Source organism: Microbulbifer maximicatervae (SeqCode) (genome assembly GCF_052467225.1).
In genome coordinates, this window is the sequence record NZ_CP174303.1 from 2,145,360 (window position 1) to 2,164,443 (window position 19,084).

The window sequence follows — 19,084 nt, forward strand, 5'->3', positions numbered from 1 at the left end:
AGACTTCCACTTTGCACTTTTATTCGCAATTAACCGATTGCCACTGCGCCAAACGTCCAGGGAAAGCGGTACTACAAGTAATAAATTCCAATCGGTTGGCCTACGGCTTCACGCGCTTAGTCCCTTCAGTTAGAATGCGCGCTCTTCGCGGCAGCAGCCGCCACGCAGGTAGGATTGAATGAATTGGGCTGACTGGATCATTCTGGCTATTGTGGGTATCTCCACGCTTATCGGCCTTAGTCGAGGTTTCATCAAGGAAACCTTGTCTCTGCTTACCTGGATTGCCGCTTTTATCGTCGCCATGATGTTTCGCGACCAGCTGGCGCCAATGCTATCCAACCTCGTCGACACCCCCTCTCTCCAAATGATTGCAGCTTTTGGCATCCTGTTTATCGGCACCTTACTCGCTGGCGCCGGTCTCAACATGGTGCTTTCTGCCTTTGTTGAGGCAACTGGGCTATCCGGTACAGATAGAGTGCTGGGAATGGCGTTTGGCTTGGTGCGTGGAGCCATTGTCGTGATGGCGCTGTTGATCCTGGCCCCGGCATTGGTGCCGGTGGAACAGGACAGCTGGTGGAGTCAGTCTGTTCTGATTCCCCATTTCCTCGAGTTTGAGGATAGTGCGCGGGAGCTGGCGGGCTCCGTTAAGGAATTCTTCGTAAAGTTGTTTTAAATAGAGCGCCAAAAGCGCTCTTCTCGAGTCAATAGGGTCAAATATATGTGTGGTATCGTCGGTATCGTCGGTAAGAGTGACGTCAATCTGCAGCTCTATGATGGGCTCACTCTGCTACAGCACAGGGGACAGGATGCCGCCGGTATCGTTACCTGTGACGATGATCGCCTGAACCAGCAGAAAGCCAATGGTCTGGTTCGCGACGTATTCCGCGCGCGCCACATGGAGCGTCTGAAAGGCAATTTTGGTATTGGTCACGTCCGCTACCCCACTGCCGGTAGCTCCGGCCCGGCGCTGGCTCAGCCGTTCTACGTGAACTCTCCCTACGGCATAGCCATGGCTCACAACGGCAACCTCACCAATGTGCACGAGGTGGTCGATGAGATCTTCCAGCAGGATCTGCGCCATATCAATACAGATTCTGACTCGGAAGTGTTGCTAAATGTGTTCGCTCACGAGCTGCACAAGTTGCACAAGCTGCAGCCGAAAGCCGAAGATATCTTCAGTGCGATGCGCTCTGTACACAAGCGCGTGCGCGGCGCCTACGCTTGCGTTGCCCTGATTGTCGGTTACGGTATTGTTGCTTTCCGCGATCCCAACGGAATTCGCCCACTGGTTTACGGCAAGCGTGAAACCGAGAAGGGCACCGAATATATGGTGGCTTCCGAGTCCGTGGCTCTGGACGTACTGGGTTACACCCTGGTGCGCGATGTCGCTCCTGGCGAAGCGCTCTATATCGAGCTGGATGGCACTGTGCACTCCGAGCAGTGTTCAGATAACCCGTCTTTGACTCCCTGTATTTTTGAGCATGTGTACTTTGCCCGTCCTGACTCCATTATGGATGGCGTATCGGTACACAAGGCGCGTTTGCGTCAGGGGGAGCATCTGGCGGACAAAATTCTCAGCATGCGCCCGGATCACGATATCGACGTGGTTATCCCGATCCCGGATTCTGCCCGCACGGCAGGTCAGACGGTAGCCCACCGCTTGGGGGTGAAATTCCGTGAAGGTATGGTGAAGAACCGCTATATCGGCCGGACCTTCATCATGCCCGGTCAAAAGCAGCGCAAGAAGTCGGTTCGACAGAAGCTCAATGCCATCGAACTGGAATTCCGTGGCAAAAATGTGTTGCTGGTAGATGACTCCATTGTGCGCGGTACTACCTGTAAGCAGATTATCCAGATGGCCCGCGATGCCGGTGCTGCCAAAGTGTACTTCGCCAGTGCTGCCCCTGCGGTAAAATACCCGAATGTCTACGGTATCGATATGCCCTCCGCCACTGAGCTTGTGGCTCACGGTCGCACCACCGAGGAAATCTGTGAGGAGATTGGCGCAGACTGGTTGATCTACCAGGAGCTGGAAGATCTGGTAGTCAGCTCCAGTGGTGGCAAGCAAAAAATTGATCGCTTTGATTGCTCTGTATTCGATGGCAATTACATCACCGGTGATGTGGACGAGGAATACTTGAACGATCTGCACGCTCAGCGCAATGATACGGCCAAGCGTAAAAAGGCCGACGCCAACGCTTTGTAATTCGCCCTTGGGGGAATATCTAAATATCCTTCACCTGATTGGCGGGCGGCAAAAAACCGTTTTTGTAGCCTGCCAATAGTAAAAAAGCGTAAGCGTCCTTTTCTCGCGGCAGAAGAGGGCGCCAGTTAAGATCGTTTCGGTTAAGATGACTGCTTCCAAAAATACTGACCAGGAAGCGGTATATGTTTGAAGACGACGGTTACGCTCTGGAAACCCTGGCGGTGCGCGCCGGCCAAGTTCGCTCACCGGAAGGGGAGCACTCCGAGGCACTTTACCTCACCTCCAGTTATGTTTTCCCCTCCGCTGCGGAGGCTGCTGCGCGCTTTTCTGGTGAAAGCTCCGGCAACGTCTACTCCCGCTATACCAATCCCACCGTGCGTACTTTTGAAGAGCGCATCGCTGCTCTCGAAGGCGGTGAGGCTGCAGTAGCCACCGCTAGCGGCATGGCAGCCATTCTCAGTATTTGTATGGCGTTACTGAAAAGTGGCGATCACGTTATCTGTTCCCGCAGTGTCTTCGGCACCACCACGGCTTTATTTGGCCGCTATATGGAAAAGTTCGGCGTGCGGGTGAGCTATGTCGATTTGACCGATATGGATGCCTGGAAGCAGGCCGTAGATGGTTCCACCAAGCTGCTGTTTATGGAGACGCCTTCCAACCCTCTGTGTGAAGTGGCCGATATCCGCGCGTTGGCACAGGTCGCCCACAGCGCTGGCGCCATGCTGGTGGTCGACAACTGTTTTTGTACCCCGGCACTGCAGCGACCTCTATCCATGGGTGCCGATATTGTGGTGCACTCCGCAACCAAATTCCTCGACGGCCAGGGCCGGGCCCTGGGCGGTGTTGCTGTTGGTCGCAAGGAAGTAATGGATGAGTTGGTGGTTTTCCTGCGCACTGCAGGACCGAGTATGAGCCCGTTTAATGCCTGGGTATTCCTCAAAGGCCTGGAAACTTTAAAGCTGCGTATGCAGGCGCATTGCACCAATGCACTCGACTTGGCTTGGTGGCTCGATGAGCAGGAGATGGTTGAGAAGGTGAATTACACCGGCTTGCCTAAACACCCCCAACACCGCCTAGCGCGGGAACAGCAAGACGCTTTTGGCGCAGTGCTGAGTTTTACTGTGCGCGGTGGTCGCGAAGCTGCCTGGAAAGTGATCGACAATTGTAAAATCCTCTCCTGCACCGCCAACTTGGGGGATGCAAAAACCACTATTGTGCACCCTGCCACGACAACCCATGGCCGCCTTAGTGATGAAGATAAGGCTCGCGCCGGAATTACCGAAAATTTGATTCGTGTTTCGGTAGGGCTGGAAAATGTTGAGGACCTCAAGCGCGACCTGATGCGTGGATTATCCCAGTTATAAGCGCGCCCAGCTACCTATGATTATTAGCGGACAGTGAAATACTGTTCGCTGCTTCCGGTAGCGTTTGCATTTTGTTGCGCCCCTGCCGGTGTGTAGAAATAGCCCCCTTGAGAAAAATTGAGCAGTAATGGATTTGCCGTGCAAAAAATAGTTTCCGCCATAGTGTCTGATATCGGCAGTGTTTTATTGGGTAAAGAGCGCCAGGTGAAGTTGGCGTTGGCCTGTTTGTTATCAAAAGGCCACCTGTTGATCGAAGACCTACCGGGCATGGGTAAGACCACCCTGGCCCATGCACTCGCACAGGTGCTGGGGCTAACGTATAAGCGGGTGCAGTTCACCAGTGATATGTTGCCGGCGGATATTCTCGGTGTTTCGATATTTGATCGGGAGTCCAGCCAATTTCACTTTCACGAGGGACCTGTGTTTAGCCAGGTGTTATTGGCGGATGAGATTAATCGCTCATCGCCAAAAACCCAGAGTGCGCTGTTAGAAGCCATGGAAGAGCGCCAGGTGAGTGTCGATGGCGAGACCCGCACACTGCCCCAGCCATTTTTTGTGATTGCCACGCAAAACCCGATGCAACAATCGGGCACCTTTGCATTGCCGGAATCCCAGTTGGATCGCTTTCTAATGCGTATTAGTCTCGGCTATCCCACCCGGGAGGCGGAACGAGCTTTGTATTTGGGGGCCGATCCGAGGCAGCAGCTGGCAAAGTTAAAGCCCAGAATCGATATCGCCACACTCGGAAAAATGCAAAACCTGGTTACGCAGGTGAAAACTTCTGACAGTCTGTTGGATTACCTTGAGCGACTGGTTTTGCAAACCCGCCAGAGCCCGGATTGCGCAGTGGGTTTATCACCCCGAGGCGCTTTGGCCCTTTTGCGCGCAGCCAAAGCCTGGGCGTTGATTCACAATCGTGGCCATGTTTTGCCTGAGGATATCCAGGCTGTGTTGCCGGCGGTGGCAGGACATCGATTACAGAGCGATGGCAGCAACGGCGAGCAGTTGGTTGAGCGTCTGATGCGCCAAGTGGATGTGATTGCGGCCTGAGTCGATGAGTGTAAGTCACCCCCAACGTCGGAACCCTTCCCACAATCCGATACACCTGCTGGTGGAATATTGGCGCAACCTTATGCAGCGCTGGCTTAGTCGCCGGGCACCGCGGGCCCGAGCGATTACCTTGAACCACAGCCGATTATTTATCCTGCCCACGCGCGCAGGCTTAGGTTTCCTAATAGTGGTGGCATTATTGTGGTTGCTGGGCACCAATTATGAAAACAATCTGGTTTTCGCTCTGACATTTTTGTTGGTCAGCATTTTAGCGGTGCTACCACTACACACCTTTGCCAATTTAAGTGGCGTGCACTTGCGCCTTGTGGATACCCGAGCAGCTTTTGCTGGTGATTTTGCCGAGGCGGAAATTAATGTCAGTTGTGAGGGCAAGCGGGATCGGGAATGGCTCGAGCTGAGTTGGCCACCGGAGCAGGGCAGTCGCGTGGATTTGTGCGAGCAGAAAAGTGCGGATATTTGTATCTCTATGCCGGTAGTAAAACGTGGGCGAGTGCAGGCACCTCGGTTGAGGGTTGAAAGTCGTTTCCCTCTCGGGTTATTTCGCTGCTGGAGCCGCATTGACCTGGATGTTGAATTTTTGGTTTACCCCCGTCCAATTTCTGCGGGCCCTTTACCGCTAGGAGAGACTGTTGCCGAGGGGGAGTTTGGTGAGGTGAAGCGGGGGGGGGATGATTTTGCAGCGCTAAAACCCTATCAAGCGGGTGACTCGTTACGCCATGTAGCTTGGAAGCAATACGCGGCCGGACGCGATCTTTACAGCAAGGACTATGAGCGCAAAACTGACACGCGCTTGTGGCTAGACTGGGGTTTACTCGATGGTAGGGATATAGAGATGCGCCTGAGCAATCTCTGTGACTGGACCCTACAAGCGGAAAAGCAAGGCATTGCATACGGTTTGTGCCTGCCTGGTATTTCAATAGAGCCTTCGCTCGGTCCTGAGCATCAGCAGCAGGTCTTGCAGGCATTGGCCCTGTACCCAGGGCGAGGCCAGTGATGATTGCGAATAAGGATTTATTGCCCAGGGAAAGTTTGCTGTGGATTTTTGCTGCCCAGTTTGTCGCCCTATTGCCGCAATTCACAATGTTGCCACTGTGGGTGGCTTTTGCCTGGGCCTTTGCGGTTTATTGGCGCCTGGAAGTTTTTCGCGGGCGCAGGGATTTACCCGGCCGCGCTCTTAAACTGACAGTGATTCTATTGACGGTGGCGGGACTGGCTCTGTCCTATCGGCGCTTGTTTGCTTTGGAGCCGATGATTGCACTCTTGGCGCTGTCATTCACCCTGAAAAATCTCGAACTGGTCAGCCGCAGGGATGCCTTTGTCAGTCTGCTGCTGGCCTACTTCGTAGCCGCCACTCTGTTTGTGCAAGAGCAGACCATTCCCTATGCACTTTACGGTTTACTGAGTGTGTTGGTAATTACTGCAGCCCTGGCGGCGCAGCTGGGACACTTTAGTGCGCGCCCGCGCCGGGCTCTGGGGTTATCCCTGCGGTTGGTGGCACAGGCCACGCCGTTAATGGTGTTGTTGTTTTTGGTTATGCCTAGGCTGGGGCCCCTTTGGTCTGTGCCGCAGAATACCTCCGCTGGGCGTACCGGTGTCAGTGATTCGATGGCCCCGGGAGACTTTACTGAGCTTTCCAAATCCAGCAAGCCGACCTTGCGTATCTCCTTTGATGGACCAGTGCCCCCGCCAGAGCAGCGCTACTGGAGGGGCTTGGTGTACTCGGAATTTGATGGGCGTACCTGGCGCCAGGGCTATGGTGTTGACCCTCGAAATGGCGGGCGAGTGTATTGGAGAAGTGGTGAGCAGGTGCTTCCGCAAGTGGGTCCCCGTTATCGCTACCAGGTTATCCAGGAAGCGAGCCGCAGCCCTTGGCTATTCGCTATGGCAAAACCGGCTTCAGAGAGCGCGGGTGTGGGAGAGACAACGGATGATCGCCTGGTAAAACGGACCCCGGTTTTCAACCGCTTTTCTTACCAGGTAAGTTCCTGGCCGAGAGAAACCCTGTCACTCAGTGCTACTCTCAGCAATGCGGAGCGGCGCAGGAATTTGCAACTTCCCAGTTACGGCAATAGCCGTACTCGTCAGTGGATGGCTTCCCTACGGGACCAGGGGCTCAGTGCTGAGGCGGTTTCCTCCCAGCTGCTGTCGCACTTCCACAGTGCTTTCACTTATACCCTGAAGCCTCCAGCACTGGGCGGCGATACTATTGATGAGTTTCTTTTCGATAGCCAGCAGGGCTTCTGCGAGCACTTTGCCGGTAGTTATGTGTTTGCCATGCGTGCAGCGGGGATACCGGCGCGAGTAGTGGCTGGTTACCAGGGCGGTGAGTGGGTCAGTGGAGAAGAGTACTTATTGGTGCGCGAGTACGACGCCCATGCCTGGGCTGAAATTTGGCTCGACGGTCAAGGCTGGCAACGTGTAGACCCCACAGCGGCAGTAGCTCCGGAGCGGGTGCGCGACGGTCTGGAGAGTGCGGCGGGTGAAGAGTTTATGCAGGACTCCCTATTTCCTTTACACCGTATCGGCATTCTTAGCCAGTTGCGCTTACAGTGGGATATGATCAACTACCGTTGGTATCAAACCGTAGTGAGCTTCGATGCCGATCGACAGCAGAATTTGTTACAGCGGCTATTTGGTGATCTGTCTCCAATGCGTATCGCCCTATTACTGGGGGCGCCGATTCTTGTGCTTTTGTTGGGTATCAGTTTATGGGCGGCCCGCTCCGCAGGAGGATCCAAGTTGGCGCCTGCAGAGAAGCTCTACCAGCGCTTTTGCCGGCGCATGGCCCGCAATGGGGTCCAGCGGCATTCCGGTGAGACTGCAGGATCCTATGCCCGCCGGATTGCCGAGGAAAAACCGGAGATGTCTGGTTATGCCGCAGCAGTGACAGAGGCTTTTGAGTCTGCCGCCTATGGTGGTGACGGCTCTGGGCTGAGAACACTTCGGAAGCTATCAAGCTGGTATTTCTGGTTGCGGCACTCGGAAAATATGACGCCGCACAAGCGTGAGTTGGCAGGTTATTAATCATTGAGTTATTTCGTATCTAGAATGCCAACCCAATTGCAAAGGTTTCTGTTGGGCTATAGCGGCACCTCCCTGGCAACCGGGTTGCAGGTGATATTGCTGCCCTGGATTGCGCTGACGATCGTGGATCTTCCGGCCCTGCAATTGGGGTGGATTCAGGCATCAGTATTGCTGCCAAACCTGGTATTCCTGTTGTTTGGCGGTGCTTTGGCAGATAGGCGAGACCCGGCTCTGGTGTCGGCTCTGGCCTGTTTGGGCCTGGCGCTTTGTCATACCGCATTGTTGTTGTATTTCACCTTCCATGTCCTGAATTTATCCACCTTGATGGTTTACGGAATTTGCCTGGGGGTGTGCAGCGCTTTTTTACAGCCGGCACGGGATAACCTGGTGCAGCGCAGTGCCCGCAACCGCAAGGGGCAGGCCACTGAGCAAGGCGTGCAAAAAACCGTAACCTGGATGATGTTGGCGCAGTACGGCGGCCAGGCAGTGGGAATGTTGCTAGCGAGTCGATTTGACCAGTGGGGCTTGCAGCACTTGCTGGGTGTACAGATTGCCGTTGTGCTAGTGGCTTCATTATTGCTTTTCTCCTTGTGTCAGCCTCAAGAGCGTCAGAAGGCACCAGAGAAGCGACCCCACACCCTGATTCTGGATGGTCTCAGTCAGGCATGGAAACACCCGGTATTGCGGGAGCTGACAGCATTGATGGCATTCAATGGCTTTGTGCATATTGGGGTTTTCCTGGTGGTCTTACCGCTGCTGGCGGAGGACTACGGCCGCGGTGCCGGTTACTACGCGACCCTGCAGCTGGCATTTATAGCGGGCACGGTGATCGCGACGGTGACCATGTTGAGACGGGGCCAGGGACAGGAGCCTGGGCGGGGAATTTTGATGTGCTTGCTTTACAGCGCTGCACTCTTGATTGCTATCAGCCTGGGGCCCACCAAGTTTGGGCTGATCCTGCTGTGCCTGTGCTGGGGGGCGGTTGCGGCAGCCTCCGCAGGGTTGGGGCGAGGAATTGTACAGTTGCTGGCGCCGGCAGAATATCGCAGTCGCATTATCTCTATTTACCAGTTTGCCCTGTTTGGTTCTGCGGCTCTGGGTGCCCTGGCAGCGGGTGTTTTGAGCGAGGTTGCAGCGCCTCTGACGACACTATTGTGGGCGGGAATCCTGAGTTTATTGGCGTTCGCACTGGTTGCCCTGAGTGGGGCTTTACGGCAGGTTAAAATTTCCGATAGCGAGGTTTAGGGAGCCTCTGAATAGCTCCGTGATACCTCTGGCATGCAGAGCGGTTCACAATCAAGGCGCGGCTTTGCAGGAATGTCTAGACCTTTCAAGAAGTCGCAACGCGGAGTGTGAATCGCTCTGCAAGCCCCGAAGGGCGGGCCTTGAAGGCCACAGCTGCTGCGTTGCAGCTCTTGCAAAGGGCTACGGCCATTCGCGGCGAGCTGCGCCTAACATCTGCAGCCTTCAAGGCCCGCAGAGGCATTACGGAGTTATTCAGGCGCTCCTTAGGGATCCCGTAACGACCAAATCCGGATGAGCCACCATATATTTAACAGGGAACTGCGGATATGGAGGTGGGGTTTGGTATCAGTAAAAAGTGCCAAATGGTCACAGAGAGTCACGGCAAACAGCCATGCGCTGGACCTTGAAGCCGGTGTATTTAGCCTGGATGATCCAAAAGCGATAGCCAAATCCCTGAAGAGTGCAGCTGAGGCCAGTCAGCAGCGCAAATCAGAGCCTTTCCGTTCAGCCATGTCTATGCTCACTTTTTATATCAATCGGGCGGGTCATCATTTGCCTGCGCGCAGGCGCAGAATCCTGGAGGCCGCGAAAAATGAATTGCGTGAGCTTTATGGGCGTCCGCGCCGGCATTGAGCCGGCGCAGGGTAGAGGCGATGAAGTCTTTTAGGGGGCTAGGCAGGGCAGGCAGCGCACGTAGAGTCCGCGCGGGTCGCGGAAGCTCTGCAGTTCGCCGATTGGTGCCAAAACCGGTTGTAAGCTGTTTAACCAGGCGCCGAGTGGCAGGTTTGCCTCAAGGCTGGCGGCGATACGTGCATCCACATTATCGCTCAGGGCACGCAGGAATCTTTCGCCGGGAGTCAGCTCGCGCTGGATCTCTATTACATCGTATGCTTCGATCTCAGCAAGCTGTGCGGCGTCGGCAATGGCGTCGTTGAGATTGCCCAGATCGTCTACCAGCCCCAGGTTTTTAGCCGCGCGCCCGGTCCAGACCTGGCCCTGGGCAATTTTGTGCACTTCCTTGGGAGTGCTGCCACGGGACTCGGCCACAATTCTCAGGAACCTGGCGTAGGTATTATCCACTCCCTGTTGCAGGATACTGGCGGCTGCCTCGGGTAGGGCACGATCCAACCGCATGCTGCCGGCCAGGTCTGAAGTGCCCACACCATCGGTATAAATACCCAGTGCCTCAAGGGAATCCTCAAAGGTCGGGAAGGCACCAAATACGCCAATGGAGCCTGTCAGGGTTGCGGGAGAGGCCCAGATTCGATCGCCGCCGGTAGCAATCCAGTAGCCACCAGATGCGGCCAGACTGCCCATGGAGATAACGACAGGGATATCGGCTTCGCGGGTAGCGAGTAACTCCTGTCGAATTGCTTCTGACGCGAAGGCGGAGCCGCCGCCACTGTCAATGCGCAGAACCAGTGCATCAACTTCTTTTTTGCGCGCCTGTGCGATTAGTTCTCCCAGGCTTTCGCTGCCGATCCTGCCGGCGGGAGCGCGGCCATCGACAATAGAACCGCTTGCCGTGATTAAGGCAATCTTATTGGGTTCTTTCTTGGCGGCGACTTCGCTGAGCTTTTGGCTGCGTAAATAGGTGAGGGCATCGATGGCCTTATAACTGCGTTCATCGTTCTCATCTTCACCAATGGTTTTGCGTAGCTCTTGAACAGCCAAGTTGCGGTTGGCGAGTTGGTCGACCAGTTTATTGGCCAGAGCAGTACGTGCCCAGTCGCCCTCATGCTGCTGCAGTTTCTGGGGTAGCTCGTCGATAAATAGATCGATGCTTTCAGTTGGCAGGTTGCGAAGGCCGGTCACCTGTTCGGTGTATTCACTCCAGAGTTCATGCAGCCAGCGCTGGTTATTCTCGCGGGAAGCCGGAGACATGTCGTCGCGAGTATAGGGTTCGATAAAATCCTTGTAGTCGCCAACGCGGAACACATGGAAATTAACTTTGAGCTTTTCAAGGGCACTTTTATAGTAATTCCGATAGACGCCAAAGCCGGTGAGCATCACGGAACCCATTGGATTCAGGTACACCTTGTCGGCGTGGCTGGCGAGGAAATATTGCGCCTGGGTGTAGTTATCACCCACCGCATAAATGGGCTTGTCGGCTGCCTTGAAGCGCTGCAGGGCTGCGCCAATCTCGTCGAGCTTGCTGAGACTGCCGCCGACCATATTGTCGAGCTCCAGCACCAGTGCGGAAATGCGTTTGTCCTGTGCGGCTTTGTCGATAGAGTCGACAAGATCCTTAACCCTGATTTCCGCTGGCCCCTGGGAGCCACCGAAGAAAATCGGTAATCCGCTGGGCTGGCTGAGCTCATCTACCAGAAATCCACTCGGAGCCACGCGCAGGGCTGCACCTTGTGGGACTACCAGCTGTTCGTCTTTGCCAAAAATTGCGATACCCAGGAATACCAGTATTAACAGGAACACCAGGTTGGTAAACACTCGCCTCAGCCAGGTAATTGAGCCGCCAATGGCACCAAAAAAGCTGCGGAACAGTCCTTTCTCATTGGATGAATCAGTCAAACCTCAAAACTCCTTAGTGCGCTGAGGGGCAAGCGTTGTCTATTTATCAGTTACAAAATCATTAGCAATGTGAGTAGTGCCGGTGGCTATTGCATGCGATGCCAGCGGCTGCTCATCATTGATGAAAAGAATAGGATAAGGCTAAGGACTACCAGTACGCCATCCTGCCAGCCGCGTGTAGGCATCGTTACACCGACAATACTGGCAGTGATATACAGCAAAAGAATAAAACAGAGCCACAGATAGCTGCGATAGTGCTGCTTTAGTAACCCAGGTAGTACCAACAGCAGTGGTATGGTCTGCAAGCACCACAGGAACAATGAGCCGCCTTCGAGGAATAGATTCCAGACGACAAACAGCACTAGCATGCCGATATAACAAATCCAGTTAATTCGCAGCGCTATCTTGAGCTTGCGCTGTACAGAATCGTTCACACTTTATCCTCTAGTTGTCGCCGTTATGTGCATTATCCAGCGTCTGTGCCAGGCTGCCGATTCGCTTGCCCAGTGCCCGGCACAGGGTTACTTCGTCATCGGAAAGCGATGTGGCGTGTTCACCGGACCAGTGTGAGGCACCATAGGGTGTGCCGCCAGTGCGGGTGCGCATTAAGGCGGCTTCGGAGTATGGGATGCCGGCGATTAACATGCCGTGGTGCAGCAGGGGCAGCATCATGGATACCAGCGTAGTTTCCTGACCACCGTGAAGACTGCCAGTGGCGGTAAATACCGCAGCCGGCTTACCGGTAAGGCTGCCATCGAGCCAAATATCACTGGTTTGGTCAAGGAAATAGCGCAGCGGAGAGGCCATGTTGCCAAAGCGGGTGGGGCTGCCCATCAGTAAACCGGAGCAATTGCGCAGGTCCTCGATTGTACAGTAGGGGGCACCTTCGGTGGGTACCGGCGGCTCGCTGGCTTCAGTGTCTGGGGATACGCCGGGTACGGTGCGCAGGCGAGCGGTGATCCCGCTGGCCTCTACGCCGCGAGCCAGCTCGGTGGCCATGCGCGCCGTAGCACCGGTGCGGCTGTAGTAGAGGATGAGGACATAGCCTTCGTTGTCCCGATCCATCAGATCAGCCCCAGTACATTTTCAGGGGGCCGTCCTATCACTGCTTTGTCGCCTTTTATAACGATCGGGCGTTGGATCAAAATAGGGTTTTGAGCCATTGCGTCAATTAACTGGGATTCGGCCAGATCTTTGTCTTTCAGGTTTAACTGCTTGTAGGGTTCTTCACCAGTGCGCAACAACTGTCGTGCATCAATATCCAGTTTGTGCAGCAACTGCTGAATATCCTCGGCAGAAGGTGGGGTTTGTAGATAGAGAACCACCACCGGTTCAATACCGTTATCCTGCAATAACTGTAGGGTTTGGCGGGATTTTGAGCAGCGGGGGTTGTGGTAAATCGTCCACATTGTGGCGGCATCCTGTTACTGTTTGGCGTATTCTAACCGAAGAATGTTGCGGAGTTCTAAGGCGCTTCTGAATAATTCCCCCAACGTCCTGCGGGGTTTTCGGGAGCTCCTTGGCTATTTGGGGCAGTAATACTGCGGCCTGGGCGAGATGTCCAGGCATAGAGAGATCACAATGAGAAGCACCGTAAAGGATTGGGGAAACCACTGGCTGCGCTTTGCGACGTCACTGTGGAAACTGTTTGATGAAAAGGATTGTCGGCAACGCGCGGCTGCTCTCACTTACCTGACACTGTTTGGCATAGTTCCCCTAGTGACAGTCAGCTACGCCATGTTGTCACTGTTTCCCGACTTTGCCGGCTTGCAGAGTAGGTTACAGGATCAACTGTTCACCCACTTTTTGCCTCAGAGTGGGCGCGAGATCCAAAAATATATCAGCAGTTTTTCCGAACAGGCACAGCGTTTGACTGGCGTTGGTATCGCGATGCTGATTATTACTGCGGGTTTGACCCTTCGTGGTATCGAGGGGACCTTTAACTCTATCTGGGACGTCCAAAAAGGCCGCAGCGGCGTTTCGAGTTTTCTTTTGTACTGGGCGATATTGAGTCTCGGTCCAATCCTATTAGGGGCGGGACTGGCGACAAGTACTTTTGTCTTTTCTCAAAAATTTTTCTTGGGTGGAGCTGATTCCTTTGAAGTAACTTCGTTGTTATTCAGGATTCTGCCGTTTGTTTTCAGCTCCATAGTTTTTACCCTATTGTTCATAGCTGTGCCCAATTGCTATGTCCCGTTGCGCCACGGAATAGAGGGGGGGATCATAATCTCGATTGTTTTCGAGGTTATGAAGTACTTATTCGGCTTGTTGGTAGCGCGGAGTTCGGTCCAGGCAATCTACGGAGCATTCGCTGTTGTTCCCCTGTTCCTGCTTTGGATTTATCTGATGTGGATACTGGTATTGGCCGGCTGTGTGTTGGTGCGCACACTATCGGTTTATCAAGCTGCGACCCAGGAGCGGGAGCATTCTGACCTGGTTGCCCTCCTTATTGTTCTCTGGCAGATGTATAAGAAATGCGCGAAGGGGAGGCCTCTGAAGGAGCGAGATATTTCCCGTATGGGAATCAAGTTTGTTCAGTGGCGAAGGTTGCGGAATATCCTTCAGGCTAATCGTATGGTGACCCAGACTGATCGCAATGATTATGTTTTGCTAAGGGATCTGAATACGGTGTCCCTGGTTGAATTGGCAGGCTGGCTGAGTTCGGATTGGATGCCCAGTGGAATTCCTGCGAGTCTGGATGGATTGCCCTGGTATGGAGAGGTAGAGCAACGCTTTGCCAATGCCAGAGAGTCAACCCGAGAGCAATTAGGTATTACTGTTGGGGAGTTGTTCCTGGAGGCCGAGCAGAAGGAAGCTGAAGATAAGCCCCTTGAGCTGGGCCACGATGGCGGGACTGATGATAAGCAAACAAACTCTGAAACCGGGGGAGAAAGTGGGCCTGATGAAAATAGTCAAAGTGAAGATGACAAGAGCAGCAGCGGTCACCTTTCTTTTGTTGGTATGCGGAATAAGCGCCTGCGCTAAAGACGATAAATCGCTTCTAGCCATTGATGGGGAAGAGTTGGATGTATCAGGTAAGGTTTTGCTGGTTAACTATTGGGCAGAGTGGTGTAAGCCCTGTCGAGAGGAGATCCCGGTCCTTAACCAACTGGCCGACGGTAACAACAATGTCGTTGTTGTTGGGGTGAACTTCGACAATTTACCGATTGCGGAAATACAAAAACAGGCGGATAAGTTGGGTATTACTTTTCCCGTTCTAGTGGCAGAACCGCAAGGGCGCTGGGGGCAGGAGAAGCCGGAGGTGCTGCCTTCTACGTTCATTATTGGTACCGATGGTCGCTGGCATAAAACATTGGTTGGCCCGCAGGATAGAGACGACTTCATTTCGGCTCTCAATCTATAGCGAGTACTAATGGAGTGCTGGTAAAAGCCGGCGGGGTAACAGTGGATTATTAGAAGCTCCCAAACTTTATAAAACTATAACTAACACATCTATAGGCTTGTGGCGGTTCGCTGATAGCATGCCGCCACTTTCCCCTTTTGTTCCGGGTGGGACCCAGACCTTATGCATATCAGTTCATTTGCTTTCCTGCTTCTATTTATTGTTTTTATATACGGACTTTTTCGCTGGCAGCGAGGCCGTGACTCCCTCGCACCAGCAGTGCTGGCTGGCCTGATTCTTGGGGTTATCTTTGGAGGCACCCTGCAACTGTCTCGCGGATGGGGGGCTGCACCCGCAGAGGTGATACCTTGGGTAGAGATGATAGGGGACAGTTACGTAAATCTATTGTATTTACTCGTGATGCCCCTGGTGCTGACTTCCATATTAGTTGCGGTAGTTAAAGTCAGCCATACCCAGGCGCTGGGCAAAATCAGTATTTCAGTCCTGGGGGTGCTATTGGGAACAACGGCGGTGGCCGCTCTAGTTGGCGTGGCTATGGCCGAGCTATTTGGTTTGTCGGCTGCGGGATTGGTTGAGGGTTCCAGGGAAGCTGCGCGAGTGGAAGTGCTGAATGAGCGTATTGGCAAGGTCACAGACCTTTCCATTCCTGAGATTATTACCTCTTTTGTGCCGCGCAATATTTTTCTGGACCTGACCGGGGCTCGCTCTACTTCTGTTATAGCGGTGGTTATATTCGCGGTGCTTTTAGGATTGGCAGCCTTGGCGGTTCGCCGTGAATTTCCCGAAGAGGGCGCAGCGATTGAGCGCTTCGTTCATGTGGCTCAAGTCTGGGTTATGAAGCTGGTGCGACTAGTGATGGCTTTTACCCCTTACGGCGTGATGGCTTTGGTTACCGGCCTGATCGCTAAATCCAGTATGGGGGATATTCTTAACTTATTGAGTTTTGTGCTGGCCTCATTTACGGCTATTGGTTTGATGTTCCTGGTGCACGGTCTGCTGCTACTTATTAATGGTATCAATCCGCTGCACTATTTCACCAAGGTATGGCCGGTGCTGGTTTTTGCCTTTAGCTCCCGCTCCAGTGCTGCAACTATTCCCCTGAATGTCGAGACTCAGGTGGACCAGCTGCGAACGTCTCCAGCAATTGCCAATTTCTCTGCATCTTTCGGTGCGACTATTGGGCAGAACGGCTGCGCCGGTATTTATCCGGCTATGCTGGCAGTGATGGTGGCAGTGCCGATGGGGATCAATGTATGGGACCCAGTATGGATTGCTACTTTAGTGGCGGTTGTAATGATCAGTTCTTTCGGTATAGCGGGCGTTGGTGGCGGGGCGACCTTTGCAGCCTTGGTGGTACTGCCGGCAATGGGGTTGCCAGTTACTATCGCGGCTCTGCTGATTTCTGTTGAACCTCTGATTGATATGGCGCGAACCGCGCTGAATGTTAACGGCGCTATGACCGCTGGCACCCTGACACAACGCTGGCTCGGCGATGAAGTGCCCGGCCCGGAAGTTGTAGAGGGTTGAACAGAGAATGGTACTTTGTGCACCGATTATTTTTGTCTTCTGATTTCGCTGATTTTTCATAGGAGTCCTGTCAACCAGCTCCAGTGCCTGACGTTATAGTCAGTGCTGTTAATGCATTGAGTTTTTTGTTCACGGAACTGGAGCAACTTATGAATAAACTGATAGGACTGTCAGTACTGGCGCTTAGCCTTGGTTTTCCCCTCTCGCTGCAAGCTGAAAGCAGTGAGGATAATGGACATGATCGCGGCGACCGTATTGAAAATCGTCTCGATCGAAAGGGGGATCGCATTGAAGAGCGCCTTGATGATAAAGGTGATCGTATTAATGAGCGCCTGGACCAGCGGTCTGAGCAGGCTGCCGCTAATGGGAGAGATAAATTAGCGGCACATTTAGATAAAAAAGGTGATCGTATCGATAGGCGCCTGGATAACAAAGGTGAGAAAATAAACGAGCGCCTCGATAAAAAAGGCGAGCGAATAGATAATAGATACGATCGGAAGAACGAACGCGGCGAGCGGACAAAAAAGCACCATCGTAGATCCCGTGACAACAATAACGATTAGTGATTGTTGGTTGTAGCAGGCATTATCTAGTGGGTTGCGGCAAACTAAGGAGCCTCTGAATAATTCCGTGATATTTCTATAGTCTTGGAAGACTGCAGTCGCTAAGCGCAGCCTGCTGATAAAGGGCTTAGTCCTTTGCAAGAGCTATGCAGTAGCTGGGGCCTTCTAAGTCTGTCCTACGGGGATTTCAGAGTGGTTCATACTCTGTGCTGTGACTTCTCAAAAGGTTTAAACACTCCTGTGAAGCCGCGCCTAGACTGTGAGCTGCCCTGACAGCCAAAGAAATATCACGGAATTATTTAGAGGCTCCGCAATAGCCGTAGAAGGATTGCATCCTCGTCAAGGGACCTCAATCGGCTTTTATGGATCAGTTTCTCGCTTCAGTAGAAAAGCGGGCATTCACTATGGCGAAATATGCTGTAGGGGACCGTGATGATGCGCTGGATATCGTTCAGGACTCTATGCTTGCACTCGTCAAAAGCTATAGCTGCCGAGACCGTGCGGAGTGGCGCCCATTATTTTTTACCATTCTTAATAACCGCATAACCGATTGGCATCGTCGCAAGAAAAACTTGTCCCGTTGGCAGCTGTTGAAAGATAAACTTCCTATTAATAGCGAAGGCGATGAATGGGATCTGAGTGAATTTCCCGACCCCAACGGCCGCAGCCCGGATAGTGTCCTAATCGGTGAACGTACGATTGATGCCATTGACCGCGCCATTGAAAAGTTACCTCTGCGTCAACAGCAGGCTTTTTTGTTGCGCTGCGTTGAAGGCTTTAATGTCAGTGAGACAGCAGGGGCTATGGCTTGTAGCGAGGGAAGTGTGAAGACTCACCTCTCTCGAGCATTGCGCAGCCTGCGGGTTCATTTGGAGGCGATGGAATGAGTAATTTAGAAAACAATTCATCGACTAACGAGAAGCGTATACTCGGAGCGGCCAGTGCCGCTGTTATACGTAGAGAGAGATCGCTCGATACGGAAACCCTGGCTGAGTTGCGGCGAATCCGCTCCGCAGCGCAAGATCAAAATAATAAAAAACGGTACTTTTCACTCAAGACCTTGTATCCATACCTTCCAGTTACAGCGGCTTCTGCCGCAGTGCTATTTCTTGCTCTATGGTGGCCCAGTTCTGTTATCAATAATGAAAGTCGTACAGAGCTGCTAGTGAGTGGTGATTGGCTGCTGGATGAAGATATGGATATCGAGATGATTGAGGATATGGAGTTTTATCAGTGGTTGGCGGAGGAGTTGGATGGGCACTCTTCGTAGTGTTTTATTCATCATATCTATGTGTGCGCTCGTATTTCCAGGTACTACCGAGGCGGAGGAAGCTGAGCCTCTGCCGGAGGAATTCCTGTTATTCCTGGAAGAGTGGGTCGATGAACAAGGTGATGTCGTTATCCCTGAAGATCCCGAGTTGGTTCAAGGTCCCGGGCAAACCCAAGAAGGCACCAAAAGCAAAGATATATGGCTGGGGGACAGTCATGATTAAAACCCTGGTCGCAACTTGTTTGATGGCAGCCTCTCTGCTTTGGGCTGGTATGGCGTGGTCGGTGGATTGGAAAAGCCTAAGTGATAGTGATCGCAAGCTGTTACAGAGCATGGAAGAGCGCTGGCCCAACATGTCTGATAGCCAGCAGGAGAGGTTGTTGCGGGGTGCGCGCCGATGGAACTCAATGAGCCCTGAGCAGCGCGACAATGCTCGGCAGCGCTATGAAAAATGGCAGTCTCTGCCCCAGGAACGCCGTAATCAGCTGCGGGAATCTTATCGACAGTACCGTGCCCTGCCGGAAGGCAGGCGTGAGAGTATCCGTGAGGCTCGTGAGAGATATCGGCAGATGTCCCCCGAACAGAGAGAGCAAGTGCGCGAGCGCTGGCGGGAAGCTAGGGGCGATAGGAGTGAACCGCAAAGGCCCAGAGGTGATAGGGCTCGGGGAGAGCGAGCGCAAGGGGATAGACTCAGGGAAGATGGGCCTAGGAGGGATAGGTCCGATGAGAGTAGACCTAGGGGAAACCGGCACAGAGAAGACCGACCAAGGGGCGACCGGGCGAGAGGAGATAAGCCCAGAAGGGAGCACGAAAGGGGGAGAAGGCACCAGGATTCTCAGCCTAGGCGTGATCGAGAGGCCAGTGACCGACGAGAGGGTGATGAGGAGACTGATAGTTCATCTGGGGCTCCTGAATAGTGCC

At 53.5% G+C, this 19,084-nt stretch carries 20 protein-coding genes; 16 read left to right on the top strand and 4 right to left on the bottom strand.

Annotated features, from left to right (window positions below; translation table 11 throughout):
* The first annotated feature begins 178 nt into the window (after window positions 1-178).
* From ACJJIZ_RS09365 to ACJJIZ_RS09400, 8 genes are all read left to right on the top strand, one after another.
* Window positions 179-673 (top strand): CvpA family protein, encoded by a 495-nt coding sequence (locus tag ACJJIZ_RS09365; RefSeq protein WP_282931877.1) that lies wholly within the window; start codon window positions 179-181, stop codon window positions 671-673.
* 45 nt (window positions 674-718) lie between these two features.
* On the top strand, window positions 719-2,206 hold the full coding sequence (gene purF, locus ACJJIZ_RS09370; RefSeq protein ID WP_282931878.1) for an amidophosphoribosyltransferase: 1,488 nt from the start codon (window positions 719-721) through the stop codon (window positions 2,204-2,206).
* Between the two features lie 182 nt (window positions 2,207-2,388).
* Window positions 2,389-3,570 (top strand): O-succinylhomoserine sulfhydrylase, encoded by a 1,182-nt coding sequence (locus ACJJIZ_RS09375; protein ID WP_282931879.1) that lies wholly within the window; start codon window positions 2,389-2,391, stop codon window positions 3,568-3,570.
* 138 nt (window positions 3,571-3,708) lie between these two features.
* The gene (locus ACJJIZ_RS09380) at window positions 3,709-4,620 is read left to right on the top strand and encodes an AAA family ATPase (protein ID WP_413664957.1); all 912 of its coding nucleotides are present in this window, start codon (window positions 3,709-3,711) and stop codon (window positions 4,618-4,620) included.
* Between the two features lie 4 nt (window positions 4,621-4,624).
* Window positions 4,625-5,635, top strand: coding sequence for a DUF58 domain-containing protein (locus ACJJIZ_RS09385; RefSeq protein WP_444915964.1), 1,011 nt, complete (start codon window positions 4,625-4,627; stop codon window positions 5,633-5,635).
* Entirely contained in the window at window positions 5,635-7,665 is a 2,031-nt protein-coding gene (locus ACJJIZ_RS09390) for a transglutaminase TgpA family protein (RefSeq protein ID WP_444916199.1), read from the top strand. Before ACJJIZ_RS09385 ends, ACJJIZ_RS09390 begins: the two co-directional genes overlap by 1 nt.
* 24 nt (window positions 7,666-7,689) lie before the next feature.
* The gene (locus tag ACJJIZ_RS09395) at window positions 7,690-8,910 is read left to right on the top strand and encodes an MFS transporter (RefSeq protein ID WP_444915965.1); all 1,221 of its coding nucleotides are present in this window, start codon (window positions 7,690-7,692) and stop codon (window positions 8,908-8,910) included.
* A gap of 339 nt (window positions 8,911-9,249) precedes the next feature.
* Window positions 9,250-9,543: a DUF3175 domain-containing protein gene (locus tag ACJJIZ_RS09400; protein WP_444915966.1), complete on the top strand. Its 294-nt coding sequence runs from the start codon at window positions 9,250-9,252 to the stop codon at window positions 9,541-9,543.
* Between the two features lie 30 nt (window positions 9,544-9,573).
* Here ACJJIZ_RS09400 and sppA read toward each other — a convergent pair whose 3' ends face one another.
* The 4 genes from sppA to arsC form a co-directional block, all read right to left on the bottom strand.
* Window positions 9,574-11,439, bottom strand: coding sequence for a signal peptide peptidase SppA (gene sppA / locus ACJJIZ_RS09405; protein ID WP_444915967.1), 1,866 nt, complete (start codon window positions 11,437-11,439; stop codon window positions 9,574-9,576).
* Between the two features lie 86 nt (window positions 11,440-11,525).
* Entirely contained in the window at window positions 11,526-11,873 is a 348-nt protein-coding gene (locus ACJJIZ_RS09410; RefSeq protein WP_444898065.1) for a DUF2069 domain-containing protein, read from the bottom strand.
* 10 nt (window positions 11,874-11,883) lie between these two features.
* On the bottom strand, window positions 11,884-12,504 hold the full coding sequence (gene wrbA, locus ACJJIZ_RS09415) for an NAD(P)H:quinone oxidoreductase (protein ID WP_444915968.1): 621 nt from the start codon (window positions 12,502-12,504) through the stop codon (window positions 11,884-11,886).
* Entirely contained in the window at window positions 12,504-12,848 is a 345-nt protein-coding gene (arsC, locus tag ACJJIZ_RS09420) for an arsenate reductase (glutaredoxin) (RefSeq protein WP_444905922.1), read from the bottom strand. The genes wrbA and arsC overlap by 1 nt, the downstream gene beginning before the upstream one ends.
* Before the next feature lie 172 nt (window positions 12,849-13,020).
* Here arsC and ACJJIZ_RS09425 point away from each other — a divergent pair, with 172 nt between their 5' ends.
* The 8 genes from ACJJIZ_RS09425 (at window position 13,021) to ACJJIZ_RS09460 (ending at window position 19,080) form a co-directional block, all read left to right on the top strand.
* Window positions 13,021-14,424, top strand: a complete 1,404-nt coding sequence (locus tag ACJJIZ_RS09425; protein ID WP_444915969.1) for a YihY family inner membrane protein — start codon at window positions 13,021-13,023, stop codon at window positions 14,422-14,424.
* Window positions 14,363-14,803: a TlpA family protein disulfide reductase gene (locus ACJJIZ_RS09430; protein WP_413664965.1), complete on the top strand. Its 441-nt coding sequence runs from the start codon at window positions 14,363-14,365 to the stop codon at window positions 14,801-14,803. Before ACJJIZ_RS09425 ends, ACJJIZ_RS09430 begins: the two co-directional genes overlap by 62 nt.
* A 162-nt stretch (window positions 14,804-14,965) precedes the next feature.
* Entirely contained in the window at window positions 14,966-16,330 is a 1,365-nt protein-coding gene (locus ACJJIZ_RS09435) for an L-cystine transporter (protein WP_444915970.1), read from the top strand.
* A gap of 149 nt (window positions 16,331-16,479) precedes the next feature.
* A complete protein-coding gene (locus ACJJIZ_RS09440; protein WP_444915971.1) occupies window positions 16,480-16,893 on the top strand; it encodes a hypothetical protein in 414 nt (137 codons plus the stop codon).
* 362 nt (window positions 16,894-17,255) lie between these two features.
* A complete protein-coding gene (locus ACJJIZ_RS09445) occupies window positions 17,256-17,780 on the top strand; it encodes an RNA polymerase sigma factor (protein ID WP_444912518.1) in 525 nt (174 codons plus the stop codon).
* Window positions 17,777-18,163, top strand: a complete 387-nt coding sequence (locus tag ACJJIZ_RS09450; RefSeq protein ID WP_444915972.1) for a hypothetical protein — start codon at window positions 17,777-17,779, stop codon at window positions 18,161-18,163. Before ACJJIZ_RS09445 ends, ACJJIZ_RS09450 begins: the two co-directional genes overlap by 4 nt.
* On the top strand, window positions 18,147-18,386 hold the full coding sequence (locus tag ACJJIZ_RS09455) for a hypothetical protein (protein WP_444898060.1): 240 nt from the start codon (window positions 18,147-18,149) through the stop codon (window positions 18,384-18,386). Before ACJJIZ_RS09450 ends, ACJJIZ_RS09455 begins: the two co-directional genes overlap by 17 nt.
* Window positions 18,379-19,080, top strand: a complete 702-nt coding sequence (locus tag ACJJIZ_RS09460) for a DUF3106 domain-containing protein (protein WP_444915973.1) — start codon at window positions 18,379-18,381, stop codon at window positions 19,078-19,080. The genes ACJJIZ_RS09455 and ACJJIZ_RS09460 overlap by 8 nt, the downstream gene beginning before the upstream one ends.
* The last annotated feature ends 4 nt before the right edge of the window (window positions 19,081-19,084 follow it).